Here is a 24,486-nt window from a genome sequence, read left to right on the forward strand (position 1 = left end):
AGATATAAAAAGAAGTTTAAAAAAGCCCTAAAATTTAGGGCTTATAAAGATTAAGCGAAAGAACCTTTAACTTGTTCTACCCATTTTGAAATCCTCTCATCAGTGAGATCGTCTTGATTGTCTTCATCAATCACTAGACCCACGAATTTACCGCCTTCTACCGCTTTAGAAGCTTCAAAATGATAACCATCGGTTGAAGTTTGCCCTACCACTTTGCCGGCTTTAGCTTTTTCATAAATATGGAAAATGCCTTCTGCAAAAGTTTCGCTGTAAGTGTCTTGATCGCCCAAGCCTACAAGCCCAATGGTTTTATTCGCAAAATCGCTCGCTTCTAGTGTGCCTAAAAAGTCTTCCCAATCTGTTTGCAAATCGCCCGCACCGGCTGTTGGAGCGACTAAAATAACCTTTGTAAAGCCATTAAATTGCTCTTTAGAAGCCTTAGCCACATCAATCACTTCGGCATTACCAATAGCCTTGCTGATTTTTTCAGCGATAGCTTCAGCGTTCCCGCTGTCTGTCCCAAAAAAGATACCAATTTTTCCCATGTTCTCAATCCTTGTGTTTAAAGATATTAACGCACCCGCTTTTAGCGAATGCTTGTGGGCGTAGTTTAGCGCATTTAATTAAACATCTTGCTTAAAAACCCATTTTGCGCGAATATCGTTTCAACAAAAACCATATTAAAAGCGCTATAAGAACAAAACTTATGACAAAAAACGAAGTGTAATGAGAAAGCCTTTCATACAGCGTTTTCACCCAATCGCTCGCTTTAAAAGAAACGCTCCCCACGATTAACGCCCACAAAAAACTGGAAAAAACATTAAGCCATAAAAACTTTTTTAAAGGGTATTTGCTAAAACCAATTGCCAAAGGCACAACGCTTTTAATCCCATACAAATATTTATTGACAAGAATCATTAAAAAAGCGTAGCGTTTCACCCACAAACTCGCCAAAGCAAGCTTTCTTCTATGTTTTTGGAAATACTTTAAAAACTCTCTTTTTTGATAGCGGGCAAAGATTACAAGAGCCCCACTCCCTACCATATTCCCTAAAAAAGCGACAAGAATCGTTATTTTTATATCTAAAGCGTGCGTGGTAGCGCTCAAAATAGAAGCGATGACAATCCCCACATACCCACCCCCTAAAGAATATAAAAACAAAATAAGATAACCCCACTCCTTAAAACCCTCTTGAAAACGCAACAACGCTTCTTGCATTCAAACCCTCTTTTTAGTTTTCTCATTTTCATGTTATCCAAACTTATTAACCTATTGGTGATTTAAACGCTATCTTTTAGTATAATAATCAGTTCATGCAATCCTAATCATAAAGATTAAAGAGATGAATACAGAAATTTTAACCATCATGTTAGTTGTCTCAGTGCTTATGGGATTGGTAGGCTTAATAGCGTTTTTATGGGGGGTTAAAAGCGGTCAGTTTGACGATGAAAAACGCATGCTTGAAAGCGTGTTGTATGACAGCGCGAGCGATTTGAACGAAGCGATTTTACAAGAAAAACGCCAAGAGAATTAAAAAGAATTAAAATAAAAGGATAGGAATGGACCAAGAAAATTTAGACGTGTTGATAGTGGGTGCAGGGCCTGGGGGCATTGCCACGGCCGTAGAATGCGAAATAGCCGGCGTTAAAAAAGTGCTTTTATGCGAAAAAACCGAAAGCCATTCAGGCATGCTGGAGAAGTTTTATAAAGCCGGTAAAAGGATTGATAAAGATTATAAAAAGCAAGTCGTAGAGCTTAAAGGGCATATCCCTTTTAAAGACAGCTTTAAAGAAGAGACTTTAGAGAATTTCACTAACTTTTTAAAAGAGCATCATATCACGCCAAGCTATAAAACCGATATTGAGAGCGTGAAAAAAGAGGGCGAGCTGTTTAAAGTTACCACCACTTCTAATACAACCTATCAGGCTAAATTCGTGGTGGTTGCGATCGGGAAAATGGGCCAGCCAAACCGCCCTACTGCTTATAAAATCCCTGTTGCGCTCTCCAAACAAGTGGTTTTTAGCATCAATGATTGTAAGGAAAATGAAAAAACCCTTGTGATCGGCGGAGGCAACTCAGCGGTGGAATACGCCATTGCTTTGTGTAAAACCACCCCAACCACTCTCAATTACCGCAAAAAAGAATTCAGCCGTATCAATGAAGACAACGCTAAAAACTTGCAAGAAGTCCTAGACAACAACACGCTTAAAAGCAAGCTTGGAGTAGATATTGAAAGCCTAGAAGAAGATGGCACTCAAATTAAGGTTAATTTCACTGATAACACGAGCGAAAGTTTTGATCGCTTGCTGTATGCGATCGGCGGCTCTACCCCTTTAGAGTTTTTTAAACGCTGTTCTTTAGAATTAGATCCTAGCACCAATATCCCTGTAGTGAAAGAAAATTTAGAGAGCAACAATATCCCTAATTTGTTCATCGTGGGCGATATTTTATTCAAATCAGGGGCGAGCATCGCTACCGCGCTAAACCATGGCTATGATGTTGCACAAGAAATCGCTAAAAGGTTGCGCTCTTAAAGCCGCTCACTCATCAAACGGCTTAGCCTTATACAAAAAGAAAAAGAGGATGATAAGCGTTAGAGCAAAATGCATGGTGATGATAGTTAGGGGTGAAAAGTAACGCAGTTCCAAACTGCTGAGCGATAAGATTAGCACAGAGACCACGCGCACACAGCTTGATGAAAGCGATGAGAGCGAGGAAATGTTGTTTTTAGAAACAAATTTGGAGAATTGATACCCCAAGCAATAACTCATGTAAGTGAAAAACGCCACCATGAGCGCATACACCCCTATGAAACAATAAGGGATATTGCTAAGCAATAAGGGGCTAACGCCAAGCAACACCAAAAGCGAACTTGTGGCGATTTTTTGGCTGTAATTTTTGGCTTTTAAAAAATGAATGAGGATGGAAATCACTTGAAAAGCGATATAGAACATAAAAAGGTATTGCTCTTTAATGCCTTGTTTTAAAAAATACGCTTGCCACATTTGAAAATGGCTCATAAAAAAGACGGGCGTAATCAAATGCCCCACTAATAAAATTTTAAGCTTGGGGTTATCTTTAAGCTCTTTAAGGCTGCCTTTGACTTGCTCTTTAAGGAGTTTCAAACTTTTTTGGCTTTTAAAATCCCCTTCTTTCTCTTTAAAATAAATGATGATCGTTAGCGCGCAGAGCATGATTAAAAAAATCCCCACAATATACAGCATCGCATGGACTTTGAGATACAAAAACGACCCCAAAGAACTCCCTATAATCATGCCTAAATAAGTAATTTGATTGTTTTTGGCTAAAAACTTGGATAAATCTTTTTTGTTTTCCTTAATGTCTGTGATGAGTGAAGCTTCAATCGTGCCGCTAGAGCATGCACTATACAAACCATACAACCCCCACGCTAAAAGCATGAAGATAAAGCTATCAAAAAACAGCACAAACGAAAAACTAGCGATTAAAAAGGCGTTAGAAACCAGGAATAAATTCTTCCGGCTCATCAAATCCGCTAAAACACCGCTTGGGTATTCAGCCACTAACACGCAAAAGCTAAAAAAGGTTTGCACGAGCAAGATTTCACTCAAACTAAGCCCTTTAGAAAGCAACAAGGGGGTTAAAATCGCATGGGGCAAGCTTTGAAGCGATGATTAAGAGAAAATTCGCCCCATAGTAAGCTAAAATGTTTTTTCTTAACATTTGAAAATTATAATTAAAACTAGCTTATAATAGAGCGTTATATCTTTTAATTAAGGGGTATTGATGCTAACCCAATTAAAAACTTATCCAAAATTACTCAAACATTATGAAGAAATCAAAGAAGTGCACATGCGCGATTGGTTTTCTAAAGACAAAGAGCGAGCGAGCCGTTATTTCGTGCAATTGGAAAGCTTGAGCTTGGACTATTCCAAAAACCGCTTGAACGATACCACTTTAAAGCTTCTTTTTGAATTAGCGAATGATTGCTCTTTAAAAGAAAAGATTGAAGCGATGTTTAAGGGCGAAAAAATCAACACCACCGAAAAAAGGGCCGTTTTACACACCGCTTTAAGAAGCTTGAATGACACTGAAATTTCACTAGACAACATGGAAGTGTTAAAAAGCGTTCGGAGCGTTTTAAAACGCATGCGAGCCTTTAGCGATAGCGTGAGAAGCGGTAAAAGATTAGGCTATACCAATCAAGTGATCACCGACATTGTCAATATCGGCATTGGGGGGTCAGATTTAGGCGCTTTAATGGTTTGCACCGCCTTAAAACGCTACGGCCACCCGAGATTAAAAATGCATTTTGTGTCTAATGTGGATGGCACGCAGATTTTAGACGTTTTGGAAAAAATCAATCCGGCTAGCACGCTTTTTATCGTGGCTTCTAAGACTTTTTCCACTCAAGAAACCTTAACCAACGCCCTAACCGCTAGAAAATGGTTTGTAGAAAGGAGCGGCGATGAAAAGCATATCGCTAAGCACTTTGTAGCGGTATCCACCAACAAAGAAGCCGTGCAACAATTTGGCATTGACGAGCATAACATGTTTGAATTTTGGGATTTTGTAGGGGGGCGTTATAGTTTGTGGTCGGCTATTGGCTTATCCATTATGATCTATTTAGGGAAGAAAAATTTTAACGCCCTTTTGAAAGGAGCGTATCTGATGGATGAGCATTTTAGAAACGCCCCTTTTGAAAGCAATTTACCCGTTTTAATGGGACTAATTGGCGTGTGGTATATCAATTTTTTCCAATCCAAAAGCCATTTAATCGCTCCTTACGATCAGTATTTAAGGCATTTCCCTAAATTCATCCAGCAATTAGATATGGAAAGCAATGGCAAACGCATCAGCAAAAAAGGCGAAATCATCCCCTATGACACATGCCCTGTTGTTTGGGGCGATATGGGTATTAACGCTCAGCACGCCTTTTTCCAGCTCTTGCATCAAGGCACGCATTTAATCCCCATTGATTTTATCGCCTCTTTGGATAAAAAACCTAACGCTAAAGGCCACCATGAGATTTTATTCAGCAATGTTTTAGCGCAAGCGCAAGCCTTCATGAAAGGCAAGAGTTATGAAGAAGCGCTTGGGGAATTGCTTTCTAAAGGCTTAGACAAAGATGAAGCCAAAGACTTGGCCCACCACAGGGTGTTTTTTGGCAACCGCCCCTCTAATATCCTTTTATTAGAAAAGATTTCACCAAGCAATATTGGGGCGTTGGTGGCTCTTTATGAGCATAAGGTCTTTGTGCAAGGAGTCATTTGGGATATTAACAGCTTTGATCAATGGGGCGTGGAGCTTGGGAAGGAATTAGCCGTGCCGATTTTACAAGAATTAGAGGGGCATAAAAGCAACGCTTATTTTGACAGCTCCACTAAACATTTAATAGAATTGTATAAGAATTACAACCAATAGGTTTTTTTGCGGCAAAGTAAAACCTAAAAACAATGAAGCGAAGCTTAACCCCATTCTCAAGCGCTCCGTTCAAAATAATCCGTCAATCATAACGGATTTTAGCGCCATATATTAGCTATTTGAATTTAAAGAGAGTAAATTTTCCACAAATTAATCGTTTTTAGCTTTTAAAAGCTTGACTTTCTCATCATATGCATTATTTTACATATTATAATTACTTCAAAGCTAAGAATAATAAAAACTAAAGAATAGATTTATCTTTAAAAGCATTTGCATTTATTAATCTCATTTTAGGAGGCATGCATGAAAAAGGCAAGTCAGGTTTTATTCTTTGGAGCGTTTTTAAGCACTTCTTTACAAGGTTTTGAAGCTAAGCTCAATGGCTTTGTGGATCAATCCAGCACGATCGGTTTTAACCAGCATAAAATCAATAAAGAAAGAGGCATCTACCCTATGCAGCAATTCGCAACGATTGCGGGCTATTTAGGGCTTGGTTTTAGCCTGTTACCCAAAAAGGTTTCAGATCATGTTCTAAAAGGCAAAATAGGGGGCATGGTCGGATCTATTTTCTATGACGGCACGAAGAAGTTTGAAGACGGCTCTGTGGCTTATAATCTCTTTGGTTATTACGATGGGTTCATGGGGGGCTATACGAATATCTTACAGACCGATAGCCTTGAAACGCAGAACATGAAACACAACAAAAATGTCCGCAACTATGTCTTTAGCGACGCGTATTTAGAATACGCTTATAAGAATTATTTTGAAATAAAAGCCGGGCGCTATCTCTCCACTATGCCTTATAAAAGCGGGCAAACGCAAGGCTTTCAAGTTTCTGGGCAATACAAGCATGCGCGTTTGACTTGGTTTAGCTCATGGGGTAGGGCGTTTGCTTACGGTTCGTTTTTAATGGATTGGTTTGCCGCTAGGACCACTTATAGCGGAGGCTTTACCAAAAACGATAAGGGAGGTTATGATAGCCATGGGCGAAAGGTGCTTTATGGCACGCATGCGGTGCAACTCACCTATAAACCTCATCGTTTCCTCATAGAAGGCTTTTATTACCTTTCGCCTCAAATCTTTAACGCTCCGGGCGTTAAGATTGGTTGGGACTCTAACCCCAATTTTAGCGGCACAGGCTTTCGCTCTGATACGGCTGTCATAGGATTTTTCCCCATTTACTACCCTTGGATGATCGTTAAATCCAATGGCAGCCCGGTCTATAAATACGACACGCCTGCCACTCAAAACGGGCAAAACCTCATTATCCGCCAACGCTTTGACATAAACAATTATAATGTTTCAATCGCCTTTTATAAGGTCTTTCAAAACGCTAATGGTTGGATAGGCAACATGGGGAATCCAAGCGGTGTGATCATGGGGAGTAACAGCGTCTATGCCGGTTTTACAGGCACAGCCCTTAAAAGAGACGCCGCTACCATTTTCCTTTCTTGTGGCGGCACTCATTTTGCCAAAAAATTCACATGGAAATTCGCCACACAATACTCCAATTCAGTAGTCTCTTGGGAAGCGAGAGCGATGATCTCTTTAGGCTATAAATTCAATGAATATTTGAGCGGTAGCGTGGATCTTGCGTATTATGGCGTGCATACTAACAAAGGCTTTAAACCGGGTGAAAACGGGCCTGTGCCTAAAGACTTCCCCGCCCTTTATTCTGACAGGAGCGCATTATACACGGCTCTAGTAGCATCATTTTGATGCTACCCCTTACGAATATGGTAGGCGTCTTTTGATGCTACCCCCTATGAATATGGTGGGCGTCTTTTGTACTACCCTACGAATATAGTAGGCGTTTTAACGCTGTTCCTCTAATCTCTATATATCAAATTTCTTTTCAAGCAAAAGCCCTTTTTTAAATCGCATACCCATTATGTGAGTGGGGTGGTGAGTAAAATGCAAGTTCATTTTTAATTTAAAGCAAGCGATAGCTTTTTAAAAGCGCTTCTTTTAGAGTTAGGCGGATTTAGTTTGGGGTTAAAAGGAGGAATGATCTCAAAAATACCCCCTATCCCCTTCAAGAAATGGGTTTAAAACGAAGCAGCCAAACCCCATTTTTAAGAAATTAAAATAAAGTTTTAATACCCCTATTAAATTAACAGAGCCAAAATTTTAATCGCTTCTTGTAAGGATAGGGTCAAATTTTCAATGGATTTAAAGGGGGTTAAAACCCCTTTTTTATTCAAGCGGCTTTGATATAGGGCGTTTCAGCCAGCGGCGGGTAAATTTGATTTTTAAAATAAGCGTTTGAGCAAATCCTAACGCTCACTATTAAAACCAATAGTGCCACCAGCATGAAAAACACGCACAAAATCGCATCAATCGCATGGTTAAAAAAGGATTTTTGGAGCGTTTTTAGCGCTTTTTCATCGGTAGTGGTAGCCATTTTTTCTTTGATGATTTGCATTTGCGCCACATGCGAAACGTTATTCAGCACGCTATCATTGCTCTTTGGCATTACTTTTAAAATACCGCTATAAAAAGTGATAAATAAAATCAAAACTGCCGGCAAAGCGCTTATCATCGCCCCCTTAAAACGCCCCATTTTAAACAACACCACCGTAACCAACAACAACGCCATGCCCGCTAACATCTGATTGCTCACGCCAAATAAAGGCCATAGCGTATAAATCCCCCCTTTAGGATCGATCGTGCCTTGATACAAGAAATACCCCCACCCTGCCACACACAAAAGAGTGGCAAAAATCCCAGCCTTATAAGAGCTAAGATTACCCAAAGGCTTATAAACATTACCGAGCAGATCCTGAATCATGAAACGAGCGGTTCGCGTGCCAGCATCCACAGCGGTTAAAATGAACAAAGCTTCAAACAAGATCGCAAAATGATACCAAAACGCCATCACGCTTGGATCCCCTAAAATGTGATACACAATCATCGCTAAACCGATCGCAAAAGTGGGCGCCCCACCGGTGCGGCTCAAAATGGAGCTTTCACCGATGTTTTTAGTCATCTCACTGATTTCTTCAGCGCTGATATTAAACCCCCATGAGCTAATCACCGAAGCCGCATCGGCTATATCTTTACCGATGCTCACTTCTGGGGAATTGATAGCGAAATAAAGCCCTGGGTGCAAAATCCCCGCGCACACCAACGCCATAAGAGCCACGATGCTCTCCATCACCATAGATCCATAGCCCACTAGTCTGGAGTCGCTTTCTTTAGCGAGCATTTTAGGGGTCGTGCCTGAAGAAATTAAAGCATGGAATCCGCTAATCGTCCCGCAAGCCACCGTGATAAACAAGAAAGGGAACACGCTTCCTGCAAACACAGGCCCACTGCCATCTACAAAGGGCGTGATTTTAGGGATTTGTAAGGGCGGAGCGACAAAAACAATCGCCACAACCAACACCCCTATAACGCCAATTTTTAAAAAAGTGCTTAAATAATCTCGTGGAGCGAGTAAAAACCATACCGGCAAAATAGAAGCCACAAAGCCATAACCCATGATCATCCACGCTAAAGAGCCGGCCTCAAAAGTAAAAATTGACGCTAGTTTGGGATCTAAAGAAATATATTTGCCCGCATAAATCGCTATAATCAACAAAATAAAGCCGATAACAGAAACTTCTAAAATCTTATGCGGCCTGAAAAACCGCATGTAAAGCCCCATAAGAATCGCAATGGGAATAGTCATTGCGATCGTAAAAAAGCCCCAAGGCGAATGCGCTAAAGCCTTCACCACCACCATCGCCAAAATCGCAATGATAATGAGCATGATCCCTAAAATGCCAAGACTTGCGATCATCCCTACAAATTGACCCATTTCAAGCTTGATCATTTCGCCTAAAGACTTGCCATCGCGCCTAATGGAAGCAAAAAGCACCACAAAATCATGCACGCAACCCCCTAGAACCGAGCCTATCAAAATCCATAGAATAGAGGGCAAGTAACCCATTTGAGCGGCCAGTATCGGGCCTACTAAAGGGCCAGCCCCAGCAATAGCGGCGAAATGATGCCCAAAAGTGATGGCTTTATCGGTTGGCACAAAATCCTTGCCGTCATTCCTTATGCATGCAGGCGTGGCTCTGTTATCGTCTAGCTTTAACACCCGATAAGCGATAAAATGGCTATAAAAACGATAGCCTATGCTATAAATGCAAGCGCTCGCTACTACAAGCCATAGCGTGTTAATGCTCTCACCCTTGTGTAAGGCTAACACCCCTAAACAGATCGCCCCTAAAATAGCTACAAAAACCCAAGCCAAAGAAACTAAACTTTTTTGCATGTCCTCTCCATTTAATGATTATTTAATCATTGTTGTTAATTTCAGCCAGTTTTTTATTATAATCCAAATTTTCTTTGAATAGTGGAAAAACGGCTCATAAACTTCCCGCATAAAGGCTTGGGTTTCCAAACTTCTAACAATTAGGGCAAATAAGAGCTGTTTTTAAACATGATGCTTTAAAGCGTCATTAATTTTAAGGTATAGCGTTATGGCATTAGATTGGGATTTTATGTTTCACTCCATCCCTATGTTTTTTAAGGGGTTAGAACTCACGCTTTATATTTCTTTCTTTGGGATTTTGCTCTCTCTTTTGGTGGGGTTTTTGTGCGCGATCATTTTGTATTTTAAAACGCGCTTTATCTCTCCTATTGTCTATATCTATGGCGAAATCGCCAGGAACACGCCCCTACTCATCCAGCTTTTCTTTTTGTATTACGGGTTGAATGAAATCGGTTTGAGCGCTTTAGAATGTGCGATTTTAGCGTTAGGGTTTTTGGGTGGGGGGTATATGAGTCAAAGTTTTTTACTCGGGTTTAAGAGCTTGGCTTCCATTCAAAGAGAAAGCGCTTTGAGTTTAGGGTTTGGCCCTTTGAAAATGATGTATTATATTATTCTGCCTCAAAGCTTAAGCGTTTCCATGCCTTCCATAGGGGCGAATGTGATTTTTTTACTCAAAGAAACTTCGGTGGTGGGCGCGATAGCCCTAACCGATATTATGTTTGTGGCGAAAGATTTTATTGGCATTTATTACAAAACGACTGAAAGCCTGTTGATGTTAAGCCTCACTTATTTGATCGCTTTACTCCCTTTAAGCGTTTTGTTTGTGATTTTAGAGCGTTCCTTTAAAAAGAAAGTGGCTTAAAATGGGAGTTTTGTTAGAATTAGACAATCTCAAGCGTTTGTTAGAAGGGTTTGAAACCACCCTTTTGATCGCTCTTAGCTCTGCGATTGTTTCAATCATTGTTGGAATGCTTTTAGGGAGTTTGATGGCGTTTGGCTCTAAAATAATGGTTTTAGCGTGTCGTGTGTATTTAGAAAGCATTCGCATCATCCCGCTTTTAGCATGGCTGTTTATCGTGTATTTTGGGTTAGCGAGCTGGTTTGATTTGCATATTAGCGCGGTTTTAGCGAGTATTATTGTTTTTAGCTTGTGGGGGGGCGCTGAAATGATGGATTTGACTAGAGGGGTTTTAACTTCCGTGAGCAAACACCAAGTAGAAAGCGCTTTGGCTTTAGGCTTAGATTCAAAAAGGGTGATTTTTAATATTATTTTCCCTCAAAGCTTTTTGTCTTTATTGCCCTCAAGCCTTAATTTATTCACGCGCATGATTAAAACCACGGCTTTAGTCTCTCTCATTGGAGCGATTGATTTGTTAAAAGTGGGCCAGCAAATCATAGAGCTTAACCTCTTACGCATGCCTAATGCGAGCTTTGTGGTTTATGGCGTTATTTTAATGTTTTATTTTAGTTTATGCTATAGTTTGAGCCTGTATAGTTCCTATTTAGAAAAAAAATTCCAATACATTAGAGGGTAAAATGAGTGCGATTTTAGAAACCAAAGGGTTAAAAAAAACCTATCAAAACCATTTGGTTTTAGACGGCATCAATTTCACTTTAAACAAGGGTGAAGTGGCAGTGATTTTAGGGCCTAGCGGGTGCGGGAAAAGCACTTTTTTAAAGTGTTTGAACGGGCTTGAAAAGATTGATGAAGGTGAAATTCTTTTTGAAAACACTAACCTCAACACCAACGCCACTAACTGGAATCAAATGCGCCAAAAAATAGGCATGGTGTTTCAAAATTATGAATTGTTCCCGCATTTAAATGTGTTAGATAATATCTTACTCGCTCCTATAAAAGTGCAAAAACGATCCAAAGATGAGGTCATTTCTCAAGCCGTAGAGCTTTTAAAACGAGTGGGTTTGGAGCATAAACAACAAGCTTACCCTAAAGAATTGAGCGGCGGGCAAAAACAACGAGTAGCGATCGTGCGTTCTTTGTGCATGCGGCCAAAAATCATGCTTTTTGATGAAGTAACCGCCTCTTTAGACCCTGAAATGGTTAAAGAAGTTTTAGAAGTGATTTTAGAACTAGCCACAACGGGCATGAGCATGGTGATTGTAACGCATGAAATGAAATTCGCGCAAAAAATCGCTAGCAAAATCGTGTTTTTTGATAGCGGTAAGATCGCTGAAGAAAACAGCGCTAAAGAATTTTTTAACCACCCGAAATCTCAAAGAGCGCAAAAATTTTTAGAAACTTTCCATTTTTTAGGGAGCTGTTAAATAAAGTTTGCTAAAAAGATGATTTTAATTTCAAAAAAAAGGTGTTTTTATGAAAACAAACGGGCTTTTTAAGGTATGGGGGCTGTTTTTAGTTTTAATCGCTTTAGTCTTTAGCGCATGCTCTGATAGCCATAAAGAAAAGAAGGACGCTTTAGAAGTCATTAAACAAAGAGGGGTTTTAAAAGTGGGGGTTTTTAGCGATAAGCCTCCTTTTGGCTCTGTGGATTCTAAAGGGAACTATCAAGGCTATGATGTAGTCATCGCTAAACGCATGGCTCTTGATTTATTGGGCGATGAGAATAAAATAGAGTTTATTCCTGTAGAAGCCTCAGCTAGGGTGGAATTTTTAAAAGCCAATAAAGTGGATATTATCATGGCCAATTTCACGCGCACTAAAGAAAGAGAAAAAGTCGTGGATTTCGCTAAGCCGTATATGAAAGTCGCTTTGGGGGTGATTTCTAAAGATGGGGTCATTAAAAATATAGAAGAGTTGAAGGATAAAGAGTTGATTGTGAATAAAGGCACGACAGCGGATTTTTATTTCACTAAAAATTACCCCAATATCAAACTTTTGAAATTTGAGCAAAACACAGAGACTTTTTTAGCCCTTTTAAATAATAAGGCTACCGCTCTAGCTCATGATAACACTTTGTTGCTCGCTTGGATAAAACAACACCCTGAATTTAAATTAGGCATTACAAGCCTTGGCGATAAGGATGTGATCGCTCCAGCGATTAAAAAAGGCAACCCTAAGCTTTTAGAATGGTTGAATAACGAGATTGATTCCCTCATTTCTAGCGACTTTTTAAAAGAAGCTTACAAGGAAACTTTAGAGCCTGTTTATGGCGATGGAATCAAACCGGAAGAAATTATTTTTGAATGATTTCTTTAGGCCTGATTTCTTGACAGGGTGCGTTTTTATTGCTAAATTAGCAATTTTGTGATCTTTTTGTTTTTCATTTTGGGATATATTTGTTTGATTTTACATTGAAAGGATTTGTTGATGAGCTATTTTTATAAGCGTTGTTTGAAATTTTCATTAATTGGGTTGCTAGGGCTTTTGAGCGTTCAGCTTGATGCTAGGAGTTTTGTTGATGGGGATTTAGACATTCAAAAATTCAGCTATGAAGATTCTTTGCTTAAAAAGGGAGATCCTAATGGCGTGCATAAGGTTCAGGTGCGAGATTATAAAGGCAAAATGCAAGAAGCTGAGATCCACTCAGAAATACGCATTGCGGTTAAACCGGGGGTTAAAAAAGAAGTTAAAAAAGGCAAGATTTATAGCGCTCAAATCAATGATGGCATGTGCTATGCTTTTAGAATGCTCCAAACCGGCGATAATACCACAGGCCTTGATTCTAAAGAGTTCCCCAAGCAAAGCCGTGAAAAAAAGGGGCGAGTGATTACTTTAATCGGTAAAGATGAAGTGCCTTATCTTATTTTAGAGACCGATTGCCAAGTGGGTGATATTGCAAAGATCTCTTTGGTGGGTAATTTTGATGGGACTGGGTTTCTTACGGAATATAAATTCAAAGACGCTAAACCCATTTACTAGTCTTTATTCTTCGCTTCATTCTTAAAATCTCTTAATCTTTTGTAATTAGGGGATTTTTTTATTCATTAGCAGTGTTTTTGATCGCATCTTAAAAATTTTAAAAACCCTATTTGTGTTTTTGCCTCAAGTTGTTAAAAAAGCTCTGTCCTCATCAAATACTGACAAATAAAACCTTTTATAGAGTGCTTGCTTGATTAAAGTCAAGTTCTTTATTACTGATTTTTAAAACAAGATAAAAGAAAGAAAATAAAAGAGAAACCCCCCCCCTTTTTTTAGGAGTTTTCTTCTTGCTTATACCCTTTAAGCGCAAAGAAGAGGATATAAAAATAGCACAATAACGGCACACCATAAGCGTAGAGCAAATTTGATTCGGTTGCTGTTAGCATGTCTGTAACCGCACCTTGAATGGGGGGGATTAACGCTCCTCCCACAATCGCCATGCTAATCACTCCAGAAGCCTTAGAAGTGAGATGCCCTAAATTGAGCGTAGCCAAAGAAAAGATCGTAGGGAACATGATAGAGTTGAAAAAGCCCACAAAAGTCAGAGCGAATAAAGCGATCTTGCCTCCAATGAGAATAGCCAAAGCGATAAGAATGATAGAGCTTAATGCGTTGAAAGCCAGGTATTTATTAGGAGCGATCTTATTCATCAAAACACTGCCTAAGAAACGGCCCACCATCGCGCCTCCCCAATAATACACCAAGTAATGCGCACTTGATTGAGGGTCTAAATTCAAAAGCTTTTCAAAGCTTAGCACCAAGAATGAGCCAATCGCCACTTCTCCCCCCACATAAAAAAAGATCCCCAAAGCCCCAAAAACAAAGTGTTTGTGCGAAAACAGGCTTTTTTGCGTCGTCTCTTTGGGCATTTCTTTTTCCACATCAGGCAATTTCAAAAGATACATGATGAGCGCTAAAATGAGCGAAAACACCGCCAAGCCCAAATAAGGCATTTGAACGCTTTTAGCGTCCGCTAATTTGTCTATCAAACTTGCATTATCGCCCATTTTAGTCGTGCTAAAAATCAACAAGCTCCCAAAAATAGGCCCTAAAGTCGTGCCAAGCGAATTGAACGCCTGGACTAAGACTAGGTTTCTGGCTTCTTTACCTTTAGAAAGCAAGGTTACAAAGGGATTGCCGGCGGTTTGCAAGCACACAATCCCGCTCGCTAAAATAAATAACGCCCCCAAGAAAAACCCGTAAGAGCCAAAATGCGCCGCCGGGTAAAACAACGCGCACCCGCTCGCTGTGATCACAAAGCCAAGCACCACGCCAAAAGGGTAGCCGATTTTACTGATCACATTCCCAAAAACGCCTCCCATGATGAAATACGCCCCAAAAAAGCAAAATTGAATGAGTGAGGCTTCAAAATAGGTCAAATCAAAAATGGGTTTTAAATGCGGGATTAAAATATCGTTTAAAACCGTGATAAAACCCATTAAGAAGAATAACGCTGTTAAACTCCCCAGCGCCAAGGTGTTAGAAGTTTTTTGCATACCATTTCCTTTTATTGAACTGATACAATAATAATAATGCTATTGTAATTGTTTTGAGATAATAAATTACCCAAATTAAGGAAAAAAGCCACAAAATGGGTAAAAAATGCAAAGCCCCTTAAAAAGAGCTTAACGAAAGATAAATACAGAAACAGAAATGATGCAGAGAATGATGATGCCTGAATTGAGCGCTTTGAAGTCTTTTTGAACCAATTTGATGATACTATAAGACAAAAAGCCAAAGGCTAAGCCATCGGCAATGGAGAAGGTTAAGGGCATCATCACCACGGTTAAAAAAGTGGAAACGCTAATGGCCATGTCTTTAAAATTCACCCCCTCTAACACACTAAACATCAAAACCCCTACTACCACCAGCACCGGATAAATCGCATTGCTAGGAATAGCTTTTAAAAGAGGCAAGCAAAAGAGCGTTAAAACAAAAAATAATCCGGTAAAAACCGCTGTCAGCCCTGTGCGGCCCCCCTCTTCAACCCCACTCGCGCTCTCTATAAAAGCTGTCGTGGTAGAAACGCCCACCACCGCGCTCCCTAAAGAAGCCACCGCATCCGCTTCCAAAGTCTTTTCCAATTCCTTATTTTTTTCTTCATCATTGAAAAAATCAGTCTTGTGGCCAATCCCTGCAAGCGTGCCTAAAGAATCAAACAAATCGGTTACAAAAAAAGTGATGATGACTGGCACTAACGCTAAAGTGAAAGCCCCACTCGCATCAAAAAAAATGCCCTTAAAGTCTAATTGAAAGGCGATAGAGCCAATGCTAGCGGGCATGGAAAAAAACTCGCTAGGGTAAGGGGCTAGCTTTAAAATCCATGCGAGAATGGAAGTGATTAAGACCGCTATAATGAAAGAACCCCTGATTTTGAGCGTGTAGAGCGCGAAAGTTAGAATGATCCCCACAACCCCCAATAACACATGCGGATCGCCAAAATCGCCTAAGGTTACAAGCGTAGCCTTATGGGTAACGACGATATGCATTTCTTTAAGGCCAATAAATGCGATAAAAGCCCCTATCCCCGCGCTCACCGCACGCCTTAAATCGCTAGGAATGCTTCGCATGACCCAACTTCTAAATTTAGTGAAAGACAAAATCACAAAAATCGCTCCCGAGAGCGCTACGATGCCTAAAGCGCTCTGCCAAGGGAGTTTTAGCCCTTGAACCAATCCAAAGCTAAAATAAGCTGACAACCCTAAGCCTACGCTCATAGCGATGGGGGTGTTTGCCCATAACCCGTTAAACACGCTCGATAAGATAGTGATAATGGCAGTCGCACTCAAAAGGGCTTCATAAGGCATGTTGGCGTGAGAAAGGATAAGAGCGTTTAAGGGCACGATGTAAATCATGGTGATAAAGGTCGTTAAACCCGCTCTAAACTCGGTGGCAATGTTAGTGTTGTGTTCTTTAAGCTTGAAAAACCCCATGTTAGATAACTCCTTACTATTTGGTATAGATTAATTTAATAAGGGGCTTTAGGGTTATGTTAGCACTATTTTATTTTAAATTGCCTTAAGATGCTTGATTGTGTTGTGTAAATCAAGAGAAGTGAGTAAAAAACCCTTTTTTTAATGGAAACCACAAAAAAGCCCATCTTGTAAGGTCATTTTACTCTTTAATGGTTTTTAAAGAGAGCGTTTTTTAAATTTGGAAAGATTGTTGTAAAAGCCCCCATAAGAGCGGTTGTGGGGATAAATTCTAAAAAGGAGTTTGCCATGGAAAATTAAAAGTGGCGAAAACATTATACCTTGAAATTTCTTTTTTAGGGTTTAATCATTGTTTTTTGAAGATTTTTAGCTTTAAAGGTTTTTTAGAAACCCCTCCTTTTTTAAAAAAGAAGGTTTTTAATAAGCGAACACATAATTGAGATACACGCTATAAAGCCTTCGGTATTCTAGTTTAGTGTCTAGAAAAGAATAGTAATTCGTGTTAATGGTAGGGATTTTCACGCCCAATTCCATGCCATGTTGAGCTGCATGATGGCTATCTTTTTTCTTAGGTCTAGCGAGATTGGTTCTCAAGCCCAAATTGAATAAAAATTGGAAGTTAGCCGTATTCACTTTAGCGCTATAGACATTGCTGATGGTTTTTAAATTCACGAATTGAGAATTAAGCCATGAAGTCCCTGCTAAGGCGATGCCTCCAAAAAGCCCAAAAGAAATCTGGTTATTCTTGCCTAAAAAGTTGGTTTTTTTATCATTGATGAAGTTAAACAATAAATCGCTGCCCACCCCATAAGTCCACACATCAGAAGCCGAGTTAAAGAAATTGGATTTGATATAGGCGTGGTTGTAATCAAAGAAACCATAATACCTTAACCCCCATCTTTTCTTTTCTCCAAAAAATTGCTTATAGCCCGCTTGCACGCCAAAGCCATTCATGGCGCCGTTATTCGTGGTTGAAGAAGCGATCATGCCCATATTCCTAAAAGGGTTGTTGCCAAGTTCTTGAATAAGGGTGTTGGCTAGGTTTTGCGCTTGATTGATTTGTGGCGTTTGGTTGTTAAAATCAGCGGCGCTTGTTTTTAATGAATCCAGAGTTTCTTCCACGCCAGCACACCCGTTCCCCCAATTGTTCTTTTGATTTTGCATTGTCATATTCGCGCTGCTTATAGCGCTCGCATCGCATTTCCCTATGTAGTCTTTAAGATGGCCTGAAGAAAGTTTGTTAAAATCGCTCTCCACTTGATTGGCTAGTTTTAAAATTTCTGCTTGAGATTGCACGTTTTTGAGCATTTTTTGAGCTAAAGCCGTAAGACTGCTAGGGGTGTTAAGGTTGAGATTATGGGGTTGTGTGATATTTTTTGGTTGGTTGGCGCTGAGTTGTTGGGTTCTTTTAACGATTTCTTGCGCATTATTAATCATGTCTGAAGCGGCACTAAACTCCGCACCAAAAGTCGCGCATGAATTTTTGCCGCCACCGCTTGTTTGCCATGAAGGGGTGTTTGCGTTATTAGTGCTGCCATTACTACTACTAGATTTCGCTATCAACATGGGGCAATAATCTTTAAGGGTATTGACAATCGTTTGCGCTTGAGTCAAAAGATTTTGTGCATCGTTAGTCGTATCAATAACAGAAGTTGTCGTTTTAGTTTGATTATCTTGTTGATACTTTGATGTGGTTACATGCGCTTCTAATTTTTCCCCTTTGCTATTTAAAGGAGCAAGCCCAGCTTGTTTTAAAGCTTTTGAAAGAATCTGATAAGCTTCATGGATTTTTTCATATTGCTCAATAGATAGAGAAACATTTTTGTCTGCTTTTAATGTATTTGTGCCACTAGGACTATGAGTGCCATTACTATTTGTACTCCCACCGCAATTGATTGTAGTGCCGTTGCCATTCTCATCGGTGTAGTGGAAATTTTTTTGATTGTTTTCGCCTGGACTTTTGGTATAGCCTCCGCATATGACCGCATAACCCATGCTATTCCATAGCCCTAACACCGATCTCAATGCTAAAAGCGTGGCTTGATAGGCAGGGGAATTGGTTGTCCCACCGGCTAAAGTTTTTGCGCGTTCGTTCAAATTATTAACCGCTTGGTTGATCGCTTGTGCGCTTGTCTTTGAGTTTGTGCCATTATCGTTGGTTAAAAGCCGGCTTAATTGTTCATAAGTGTCTGAAAGTTTTTGCACCTTGTCGGCGTTTTTCACTTTTTGAACCGCTTCACCGATTTGATAGCCCACGCTTAAAAAAACGCCGTTGTCTTCAGCATGGAGCAATGATGACGCAAGAGTTAGAGAAAGCAGAATCGTTTTTTTCGTTTTTTTCATAAGATGTTCCTTAAAGTAATGTTTTATTGCAAAAAATGTGTCAAAATGAGAATTTATTTACAATACGTTTAATTTTATCATAAATTTATTGGATTTCAAAAAAATTTTAGGGTGTTTTGATGCGCTCAATCAAGCTTTTAAGAGTGTTTTTATTTGATTGGGATTTGGTTTTTAGAAAGATTGTTGTAAAATAAACACCCCCATAAGTCGGATTATGGGGATAAATCCATAAAAGGAGTTTGTCATGGCTACCAAACATGGCAAAAACTCTTGGAAAACATTATACCTTGAAATTTCGTTTTTGGGGTGTAAAGTTGTTGTTTTATTGAAGCGATAGTTTTGTCAAACGAAGTTTCTGTAAAACGATAGCTTTAGTTTTTCCAAAGTTCCCTTAAGGCTTTTAGCTTTAAGGGTTTCCTTAAAAGTTTATCCTTAACTTATGGGGTTATAAAACTCTTTTAAATTAGCCCTAACATTCTTTTTAGCGTTCTTTTTTAGTGTTCTTTACTTGGGGTAAGGTTTTCTTTTTTAATTTAGATTGGGGCTTTAAGAAAAATTGTTGTAAAATAAACGCCCCCATAAGTGCAATTATGGGGATAATTTTTAATGGGAGTTTGCCATGAAAACAGAAAATGGTAAAAACTCTTGGAAAACATTATACCTTGAAATTTCATTTTTGGGGTGTAAAGTTGTTGTTTTATTGAAGCGGTAGTTTTGTAAAACGAAGTTTCTGTAAAATGATAGCTTTTGTTTTTCAAAAGTTCCCTTAAGGCTTTTAGCTTTAAGGGTTTTCCTTAAAAGTTTATCCTTAACTTATGGGGGCAACAAAAAAGGCTAACTCATCATCTCTAAGGCTAGAGTGATCATGTTATCAAAGCTTTCTATTCTTTCTTTAGGGCTTAAGGCTTCTTTAGTGATTAAGTGATCTGAGACTGAGCATAAGCATAAAGCCTTAGCACTCAATTCCATCGCCGTGGCGTATAACCCTGCCGCTTCCATTTCAATAGCCAAATGGTTGTATTGGGCCATTAAATCAAAAGCATGCGTTTCAAAAGAATAGAAAAAATCGCTTGAAAAAACATTGCCCACTTTCAAATCAATACCCAAACGCTTTGCTGTTTGATACGCTCTTAAACTCAATTCAAAATCAGGCGTTGCGCTCAAATCGTGGTTTAAAAAACGCACCCGATTGGTTTTAGAATCCGTTGAAGCTCCAATCGCCATGATAATGTCTTTCAGGCCAACTTTTGGGCTAATCGCCCCGCAAGTGCCAATCCTTAAAAGCTCTTTAACCTGATAGGTTTTAATGAGCTCCGTTACATAAATCGTGCATGACGCAATGCCCATGCCATGCCCCATTAAAGAAATCCCCTTACCCTTATACTTCCCGCTAAAGCCTAGCATGTTACGCACATTCGTGATCTCTTTAGCGTCTTGTAAAAAATTTTTCGCAATGTAGCTCACTCTTAAGGGATCGCCGCATAAAAGGCATTGAGGATAAAAATCGCCGATTTTAGCGTTGATGTGAGGGGTCATGGTTGTCCTTTAAATTTTAGTAAGTTTTTGCCATAATCTAAGGGGCTTAATCCCAAAAAGTGAGCGATACTCTGCCCAATATCCGCAAACGACTCGCTCTTGCCTAAAAAGGCTGGTTGCAAATCTTTATGGTAGAACAAAACAGGAATGTATTCTCGTGTGTGATCGGTGCCTTTAAAGCTGGGATCACACCCATGATCGGCGCAAAGAATGAGCAAATCGTTTTCTTTTAAATTGTCTAAAACCTCTTTTAAACGCGCATCAAAATACTCTAAAGCGTTAGCATACCCACTAATATCACGCCTGTGCCCATAATCGCTATCAAAATGCACAAAATTCGTAAAAATCAAGCTGTTATTTGGGGCGTTTTTGACCTGCTCTAAAGTAACATCGCATAATTCCATTAAACTACTGGCTTTGAACTTTTGAGTGATCCCCACATGGGCGTAAATATCAGCGATTTTTCCAATGCTAATGATTTCGCCTCGCTTTTCTTCAATGAATGTTTCAAAAAGCAATTTTTTATGGGGCTTTATCGCATAGTCTTTGCGATTGGCGGTGCGTTTGAAATCCTCTCTATTGGTGCCAATAAAGGGGCGTGCGATCACTCTGGCGATCTTTAAGGGCTCTAGAATTTGAAACGCTTCTTCACAAAGAGCGTATAAGTTATCAAGCCCAAACTTTTCTTCATGCGCAGCGATTTGAAACACCGAATCCGCTGAAGTGTAAAAAATGGGGTATAAAGTTTCTAAATGCTTTTCGCCTAAATCTTTAATGATTTCTGTCCCTGATGCGTGGCAATTCCCTAAATAGCCCTTAATCTTAGTTTTGTGCATGATTTCATCTAAAATTTCTTTAGGAAACGAATGGGTTTTGTCTTTAAAATACCCCCATTCAAAAAGAACGGGCGCACCCATCATCTCCCAATGTCCAGAAATCGTATCCTTAGCGCTAGAAAGTTCTTTGGCGTAAGCGTAAGCCCCTATTAAATTAGGTTGGGATTGAAAGCCTAAGGGCAATTCATTTGCAGCTTTTAAAGCGCTCAAACCTAAACCCAAACTCTCTAAATAAGGCAGTTTCAAAGCCCCACTGCGATCGTTAGAATCAGCCAAGTTATTAAAACAAGCCTTAGCGATATTGCCTAAAGTGTTCGCCCCCAAATCGCCAAAATCTTTAGCGTCTTCACTAGCCCCTATACCAAAAGAATCCAATAATAAGATTACCACTCTTTTTTGCATGTTTTATCCTTTTAATGAGCGTTTAGTCCTATGAATAACCCGGCGATAGTCGCGCTCATGAAATTAGAAAGCGTGCCTACAAGCACCGCTTTTAAAGCAAGCCTTATAATGAGATCCTTCTTTTTAGGCACTAAACTGCCAAGCCCTCCAATGAGCATAGCGACTGAACTTAAGTTAGCAAATCCGCACAACGCAAAGGTGATGATCGCTTTAGTTTTCTCGCTCAAGATTAAAGGAGGGTTATCGCCCAAATAAGGCAAAAATTGCATATAGCCCACAAATTCATTGAGCGCGATTTTAATGCCTATGATTTCTCCGGCAATCCCGGCCTGGCTCCAAGGAATGCCTAGCATAAAGGCTAAGGGTTTTAAGAGCGTGCCTAAAATCAACCCTAAAGACAAATGCTCCATGCCTAAAAACCCCCCTACAACCCCTAAAAGCCCGTTAATGAGCGCGAGCATCCCCACAAAGGCTAAAAGCATCGCTCCCACATGCAAGGCTAAATTTAGCCCTGTACTTGCCCCATTAGCGATAGCTTCTATGGCATTGACATGCTTTTCTGCAGAAACATCTGCATGGCTAGAAATGGTTTCGTTTTGCGGGTAAATGATTTTAGCGAACAACAAACCCCCAGGAGCGGACATAAACGATGCGGCGATTAAATAAGGCAAAGGAATGCCCATGCTCGCATACCCGGCTAACACAGGCCCCGCAACGCTAGCCATGCCCACGCACATGACCGCAAAAATCTCTGAATCGCTCATGCTTTTCAAATAAGGCTTAATGACTAAGGGCGCTTCGGTGTGCGCTACAAAAATATTAGCCGCTGCGCTCATGCTTTCTGCTTTAGAAGTGCCTAAGCATTTTTGCAACGCCCCGCCGATGAGGTTGATAAATAAAGGCATGATTTTTAAATAATAAAGAAGTGAAATCAAGCTAGCAAAAAAGATAATGATCGCTAAAACGTTGATCGCAAAGATAAAGCCTCCTATCCCTTGATCGCCCTTAGCGTTTGGAGCGAGACTCCCAAATAAAAAACGCACCCCCTCATAGCCGTAAGAAATCACGCTTTGTATGCCGCTGGCTAAGCCTTGCAGCATTTCCCTACCCAAAGGCACATATAAAGCCAACGCCCCTAAAGCCACTTGGATCACAAAGGCGCTGACAATCGTGCGATAATTTATAGCCCTTTTATTGCTAGAAAACACCCAAGCAATAAGAAAAAGCACCGCCATCCCTACAACACTAAAAAGAGAGCTAAAAATCATCGTCAAATCCCTAATGTTAAGAAATTAAAAGATGCAACGCTATTGTAGTTTAGGTTTGCTAAAAAAAAGATTAAACGGATATTAAATGAAGATTAAATCAAATCATGGTGTCAAGAGGGGGACTTGAACCCCCGACCTCCGGCTTATGAGACCAGCGCTCTAAACCAGCTGAGCTACCTTGACACAAGCAATTTTTATAAAAAATAAAGAATGAGATTATACAAAAAATTTTCTTAAAAATCCATTAAAATTAAACTTTTATTATACAATCCTACTTTCCTAAATTAATGATAGAAATTAGAGATTTTCTTGTAAAATACTACGCATGTTTAAGAAAATTTTTCCATTAGCGTTAGTGTCTTCGTTGCGGTTTTTAGGGCTTTTTATCGTTTTGCCTGTCATCAGTTTGTATGCGGATAGTTTCCATTCAAGCAGTCCCTTGCTCGTGGGTTTGGCGGTGGGTGGGGCGTATCTCACGCAAATCATTTTTCAAACCCCCATGGGCATTCTTAGCGATAAAATCGGCCGTAAAGTGGTCGTTATGGTGTGCTTATTATTGTTTTTAATTGGCTCGTTAGTGTGCTTTGTGGCGAACGATATTATCACGCTCGTTATCGGGCGCTTCATTCAAGGCATGGGGGCTTTAGGGGGGGTCGTTAGCGCGATGGTGGCGGATGAAGTGAAAGAAGAAGAGCGCACCAAAGCGATGGCGATCATGGGGGCGTTTATTTTCATTAGCTTCACCATAAGCATGGCGATTGGCCCTGGGGTTGTGGCGTTTTTTGGGGGGGCAAAATGGCTCTTTTTACTCACGGCGATCTTAACTTTATTGAGTTTGTTAATGCTTTTAAAAGTCAAAGACGCCCCTAAAATTTCTTACCAGATCAAAAACATAAAAGCTTACCAACCCAACTCTAAAGCCTTGTATCTTTTGTATCTAAGCTCTTTTTTTGAAAAAGCGTTCATGACGCTTATTTTTGTATTAATTCCTTTAGCCTTAGTGAATGAATTTCATAAAGATGAAAGCTTTTTGATCTTGGTGTATGTACCTGGAGCCTTATTAGGGGTTTTAAGCATGGGAATAGCGAGCGTTATGGCTGAAAAATACAATAAGCCTAAGGGGGTGATGCTTTCTGGCGTGCTGTTGTTTATTATGAGTTATTTATGCTTGTTTTTAGCCGACTCTAGCTTTTTAGGGAAATATTTATGGCTTTTTATTGTTGGGGTGGCGTTTTTCTTTATTGGCTTTGCCACCTTAGAGCCTATCATGCAATCTTTAGCGTCTAAATTCGCCAGAGCAAACGAAAAAGGCAAGGTTTTAGGGCAATTCACTACTTTTGGCTATTTAGGGAGCTTTGTTGGGGGCGTGAGCGGGGGGTTAAGCTACCATCATTTAGGCGTTTCTAACACAAGCTTAATCGTTGTAGCTTTAGGGCTTATTTGGGGACTATCGCTCTTTTTACTCAACAACCCTTCCAAGCAAAAAAATGTCTATTTCCCTTTAGACGCTTATAATGAGGAACAATTTGAAACTTTAGGGGATAAAATCATTGAATGGTATGTTAATATTAGCGAAGAAATCATTATTGTGAAATATAATTCCGATCACATCAGCGAAGAAGAAATCATTCGCTTAGCGCAAAACTTTAGAAAATAAAACAAT

The 24,486-nt window shown here is 39.8% G+C and carries 20 protein-coding genes, 1 tRNA gene and 1 pseudogene; 10 read left to right on the plus strand and 12 right to left on the minus strand.

The features are described 5' to 3' along the window. Positions 1-50: 50 nt before the first annotated feature. Together G6069_RS05385 and G6069_RS05390 are read right to left on the minus strand one after the other, a co-directional pair. Positions 51-545, minus strand: coding sequence for a flavodoxin (locus tag G6069_RS05385; RefSeq protein WP_000516051.1), 495 nt, complete (start codon positions 543-545; stop codon positions 51-53). Between the two features lie 91 nt (positions 546-636). Beyond that, positions 637-1,218, minus strand: a complete 582-nt coding sequence (locus tag G6069_RS05390) for a DedA family protein (RefSeq protein WP_197293609.1) — start codon at positions 1,216-1,218, stop codon at positions 637-639. Positions 1,219-1,342: 124 nt separating this feature from the next. Between G6069_RS05390 and ccoS the strand changes: the two genes are divergently transcribed. Next, the gene (ccoS, locus tag G6069_RS05395) at positions 1,343-1,534 is read left to right on the plus strand and encodes a cbb3-type cytochrome oxidase assembly protein CcoS (RefSeq protein ID WP_001090948.1); all 192 of its coding nucleotides are present in this window, start codon (positions 1,343-1,345) and stop codon (positions 1,532-1,534) included. Between the two features lie 25 nt (positions 1,535-1,559). Further along, on the plus strand, positions 1,560-2,534 hold the full coding sequence (locus tag G6069_RS05400) for an NAD(P)-binding domain-containing protein (protein ID WP_197293610.1): 975 nt from the start codon (positions 1,560-1,562) through the stop codon (positions 2,532-2,534). 6 nt (positions 2,535-2,540) lie between these two features. Here G6069_RS05400 and G6069_RS05405 read toward each other — a convergent pair. After that, positions 2,541-3,702, minus strand: a pseudogene (locus G6069_RS05405) (HP1165 family MFS efflux transporter). Between the two features lie 63 nt (positions 3,703-3,765). On the opposite strand from G6069_RS05405, the gene pgi reads away from it, so the two are divergent. Both pgi and hofH read left to right on the plus strand, forming a co-directional pair. Then, a complete protein-coding gene (gene pgi / locus G6069_RS05410; protein ID WP_197293611.1) occupies positions 3,766-5,403 on the plus strand; it encodes a glucose-6-phosphate isomerase in 1,638 nt (545 codons plus the stop codon). A gap of 303 nt (positions 5,404-5,706) precedes the next feature. After that, positions 5,707-7,122, plus strand: coding sequence for an outer membrane beta-barrel protein HofH (hofH, locus tag G6069_RS05415; protein ID WP_197293612.1), 1,416 nt, complete (start codon positions 5,707-5,709; stop codon positions 7,120-7,122). A gap of 481 nt (positions 7,123-7,603) precedes the next feature. Here the strand turns inward: hofH and G6069_RS05420 are convergent, their stop codons facing one another. Then, a complete protein-coding gene (locus G6069_RS05420) occupies positions 7,604-9,667 on the minus strand; it encodes a carbon starvation CstA family protein (RefSeq protein ID WP_197293613.1) in 2,064 nt (687 codons plus the stop codon). Between the two features lie 208 nt (positions 9,668-9,875). On the opposite strand from G6069_RS05420, the gene G6069_RS05425 reads away from it, so the two are divergent. The 5 genes from G6069_RS05425 to G6069_RS05445 all read left to right on the plus strand — a co-directional run bounded on the left by G6069_RS05425 (position 9,876) and on the right by G6069_RS05445 (position 13,505). Next, positions 9,876-10,529, plus strand: a complete 654-nt coding sequence (locus G6069_RS05425) for an amino acid ABC transporter permease (protein ID WP_197293614.1) — start codon at positions 9,876-9,878, stop codon at positions 10,527-10,529. A 1-nt stretch (position 10,530) separates the two neighbouring features. Continuing rightward, the gene (locus G6069_RS05430; RefSeq protein ID WP_197293615.1) at positions 10,531-11,202 is read left to right on the plus strand and encodes an ABC transporter permease subunit; all 672 of its coding nucleotides are present in this window, start codon (positions 10,531-10,533) and stop codon (positions 11,200-11,202) included. Position 11,203: 1 nt separating this feature from the next. After that, positions 11,204-11,950: an amino acid ABC transporter ATP-binding protein gene (locus G6069_RS05435; RefSeq protein ID WP_079341923.1), complete on the plus strand. Its 747-nt coding sequence runs from the start codon at positions 11,204-11,206 to the stop codon at positions 11,948-11,950. A 49-nt stretch (positions 11,951-11,999) separates the two neighbouring features. Continuing rightward, complete coding sequence (locus G6069_RS05440) at positions 12,000-12,833, plus strand: transporter substrate-binding domain-containing protein (RefSeq protein ID WP_197293616.1); 834 nt, start codon at positions 12,000-12,002, stop codon at positions 12,831-12,833. Between the two features lie 120 nt (positions 12,834-12,953). Beyond that, complete coding sequence (locus G6069_RS05445; protein ID WP_000120141.1) at positions 12,954-13,505, plus strand: hypothetical protein; 552 nt, start codon at positions 12,954-12,956, stop codon at positions 13,503-13,505. Between the two features lie 272 nt (positions 13,506-13,777). On the opposite strand, the gene G6069_RS05450 is transcribed toward G6069_RS05445, so the two are convergent. The 8 genes from G6069_RS05450 to G6069_RS05480 all read right to left on the minus strand — a co-directional run bounded on the left by G6069_RS05450 (position 13,778) and on the right by G6069_RS05480 (position 23,006). Beyond that, positions 13,778-15,001: a sugar MFS transporter gene (locus G6069_RS05450; protein WP_197293617.1), complete on the minus strand. Its 1,224-nt coding sequence runs from the start codon at positions 14,999-15,001 to the stop codon at positions 13,778-13,780. 129 nt (positions 15,002-15,130) lie between these two features. Further along, entirely contained in the window at positions 15,131-16,438 is a 1,308-nt protein-coding gene (locus tag G6069_RS05455; protein ID WP_197293618.1) for an NCS2 family permease, read from the minus strand. Positions 16,439-16,855: 417 nt separating this feature from the next. Further along, complete coding sequence (gene hopQ / locus G6069_RS05460; protein ID WP_197293619.1) at positions 16,856-18,781, minus strand: Hop family adhesin HopQ; 1,926 nt, start codon at positions 18,779-18,781, stop codon at positions 16,856-16,858. A 533-nt stretch (positions 18,782-19,314) separates the two neighbouring features. Beyond that, complete coding sequence (locus tag G6069_RS07980; protein ID WP_231628046.1) at positions 19,315-19,539, minus strand: hypothetical protein; 225 nt, start codon at positions 19,537-19,539, stop codon at positions 19,315-19,317. A gap of 76 nt (positions 19,540-19,615) precedes the next feature. Then, positions 19,616-20,317, minus strand: coding sequence for a purine-nucleoside phosphorylase (deoD, locus tag G6069_RS05465; protein ID WP_197293620.1), 702 nt, complete (start codon positions 20,315-20,317; stop codon positions 19,616-19,618). Next, positions 20,314-21,555 carry a phosphopentomutase gene (locus tag G6069_RS05470; RefSeq protein ID WP_197293621.1) on the minus strand — a complete coding sequence of 414 codons (1,242 nt, stop codon included), beginning with the start codon at positions 21,553-21,555 and terminating at the stop codon, positions 20,314-20,316. The genes deoD and G6069_RS05470 overlap by 4 nt, the downstream gene beginning before the upstream one ends. Positions 21,556-21,566: 11 nt before the next feature. Next, positions 21,567-22,823 (minus strand): NupC/NupG family nucleoside CNT transporter, encoded by a 1,257-nt coding sequence (locus G6069_RS05475; RefSeq protein WP_197293622.1) that lies wholly within the window; start codon positions 22,821-22,823, stop codon positions 21,567-21,569. 105 nt (positions 22,824-22,928) lie between these two features. Continuing rightward, positions 22,929-23,006 (minus strand) — tRNA-Met (locus G6069_RS05480). Between the two features lie 181 nt (positions 23,007-23,187). On the opposite strand from G6069_RS05480, the gene G6069_RS05485 reads away from it, so the two are divergent. Further along, a complete protein-coding gene (locus tag G6069_RS05485; RefSeq protein WP_331459020.1) occupies positions 23,188-24,480 on the plus strand; it encodes an MFS transporter in 1,293 nt (430 codons plus the stop codon). The last annotated feature ends 6 nt before the right edge of the window (positions 24,481-24,486 follow it).

This window comes from Helicobacter pylori (assembly GCF_017594925.1).
Lineage (GTDB): Bacteria > Campylobacterota > Campylobacteria > Campylobacterales > Helicobacteraceae > Helicobacter > Helicobacter pylori_DP.

Bases quoted from the DNA above. Each gene is read 5' to 3' on its own strand.
- G6069_RS05385 (WP_000516051.1), bottom strand. From the start codon at position 545: ATGGGAAAAATTGGTATCTTTTTTGGGACAGACAGCGGGAACGCTGAA.
- G6069_RS05390 (WP_197293609.1), bottom strand. From the start codon at position 1,218: ATGCAAGAAGCGTTGTTGCGTTTTCAAGAGGGTTTTAAGGAGTGGGGT.
- ccoS (WP_001090948.1), top strand. From the start codon at position 1,343: ATGAATACAGAAATTTTAACCATCATGTTAGTTGTCTCAGTGCTTATG.
- G6069_RS05400 (WP_197293610.1), top strand. From the start codon at position 1,560: ATGGACCAAGAAAATTTAGACGTGTTGATAGTGGGTGCAGGGCCTGGG.
- pgi (WP_197293611.1), top strand. From the start codon at position 3,766: ATGCTAACCCAATTAAAAACTTATCCAAAATTACTCAAACATTATGAA.
- hofH (WP_197293612.1), top strand. From the start codon at position 5,707: ATGAAAAAGGCAAGTCAGGTTTTATTCTTTGGAGCGTTTTTAAGCACT.
- G6069_RS05420 (WP_197293613.1), bottom strand. From the start codon at position 9,667: ATGCAAAAAAGTTTAGTTTCTTTGGCTTGGGTTTTTGTAGCTATTTTA.
- G6069_RS05425 (WP_197293614.1), top strand. From the start codon at position 9,876: ATGGCATTAGATTGGGATTTTATGTTTCACTCCATCCCTATGTTTTTT.
- G6069_RS05430 (WP_197293615.1), top strand. From the start codon at position 10,531: ATGGGAGTTTTGTTAGAATTAGACAATCTCAAGCGTTTGTTAGAAGGG.
- G6069_RS05435 (WP_079341923.1), top strand. From the start codon at position 11,204: ATGAGTGCGATTTTAGAAACCAAAGGGTTAAAAAAAACCTATCAAAAC.
- G6069_RS05440 (WP_197293616.1), top strand. From the start codon at position 12,000: ATGAAAACAAACGGGCTTTTTAAGGTATGGGGGCTGTTTTTAGTTTTA.
- G6069_RS05445 (WP_000120141.1), top strand. From the start codon at position 12,954: ATGAGCTATTTTTATAAGCGTTGTTTGAAATTTTCATTAATTGGGTTG.
- G6069_RS05450 (WP_197293617.1), bottom strand. From the start codon at position 15,001: ATGCAAAAAACTTCTAACACCTTGGCGCTGGGGAGTTTAACAGCGTTA.
- G6069_RS05455 (WP_197293618.1), bottom strand. From the start codon at position 16,438: ATGGGGTTTTTCAAGCTTAAAGAACACAACACTAACATTGCCACCGAG.
- hopQ (WP_197293619.1), bottom strand. From the start codon at position 18,781: ATGAAAAAAACGAAAAAAACGATTCTGCTTTCTCTAACTCTTGCGTCA.
- deoD (WP_197293620.1), bottom strand. From the start codon at position 20,317: ATGACCCCTCACATCAACGCTAAAATCGGCGATTTTTATCCTCAATGC.
- G6069_RS05470 (WP_197293621.1), bottom strand. From the start codon at position 21,555: ATGCAAAAAAGAGTGGTAATCTTATTATTGGATTCTTTTGGTATAGGG.
- G6069_RS05475 (WP_197293622.1), bottom strand. From the start codon at position 22,823: ATGATTTTTAGCTCTCTTTTTAGTGTTGTAGGGATGGCGGTGCTTTTT.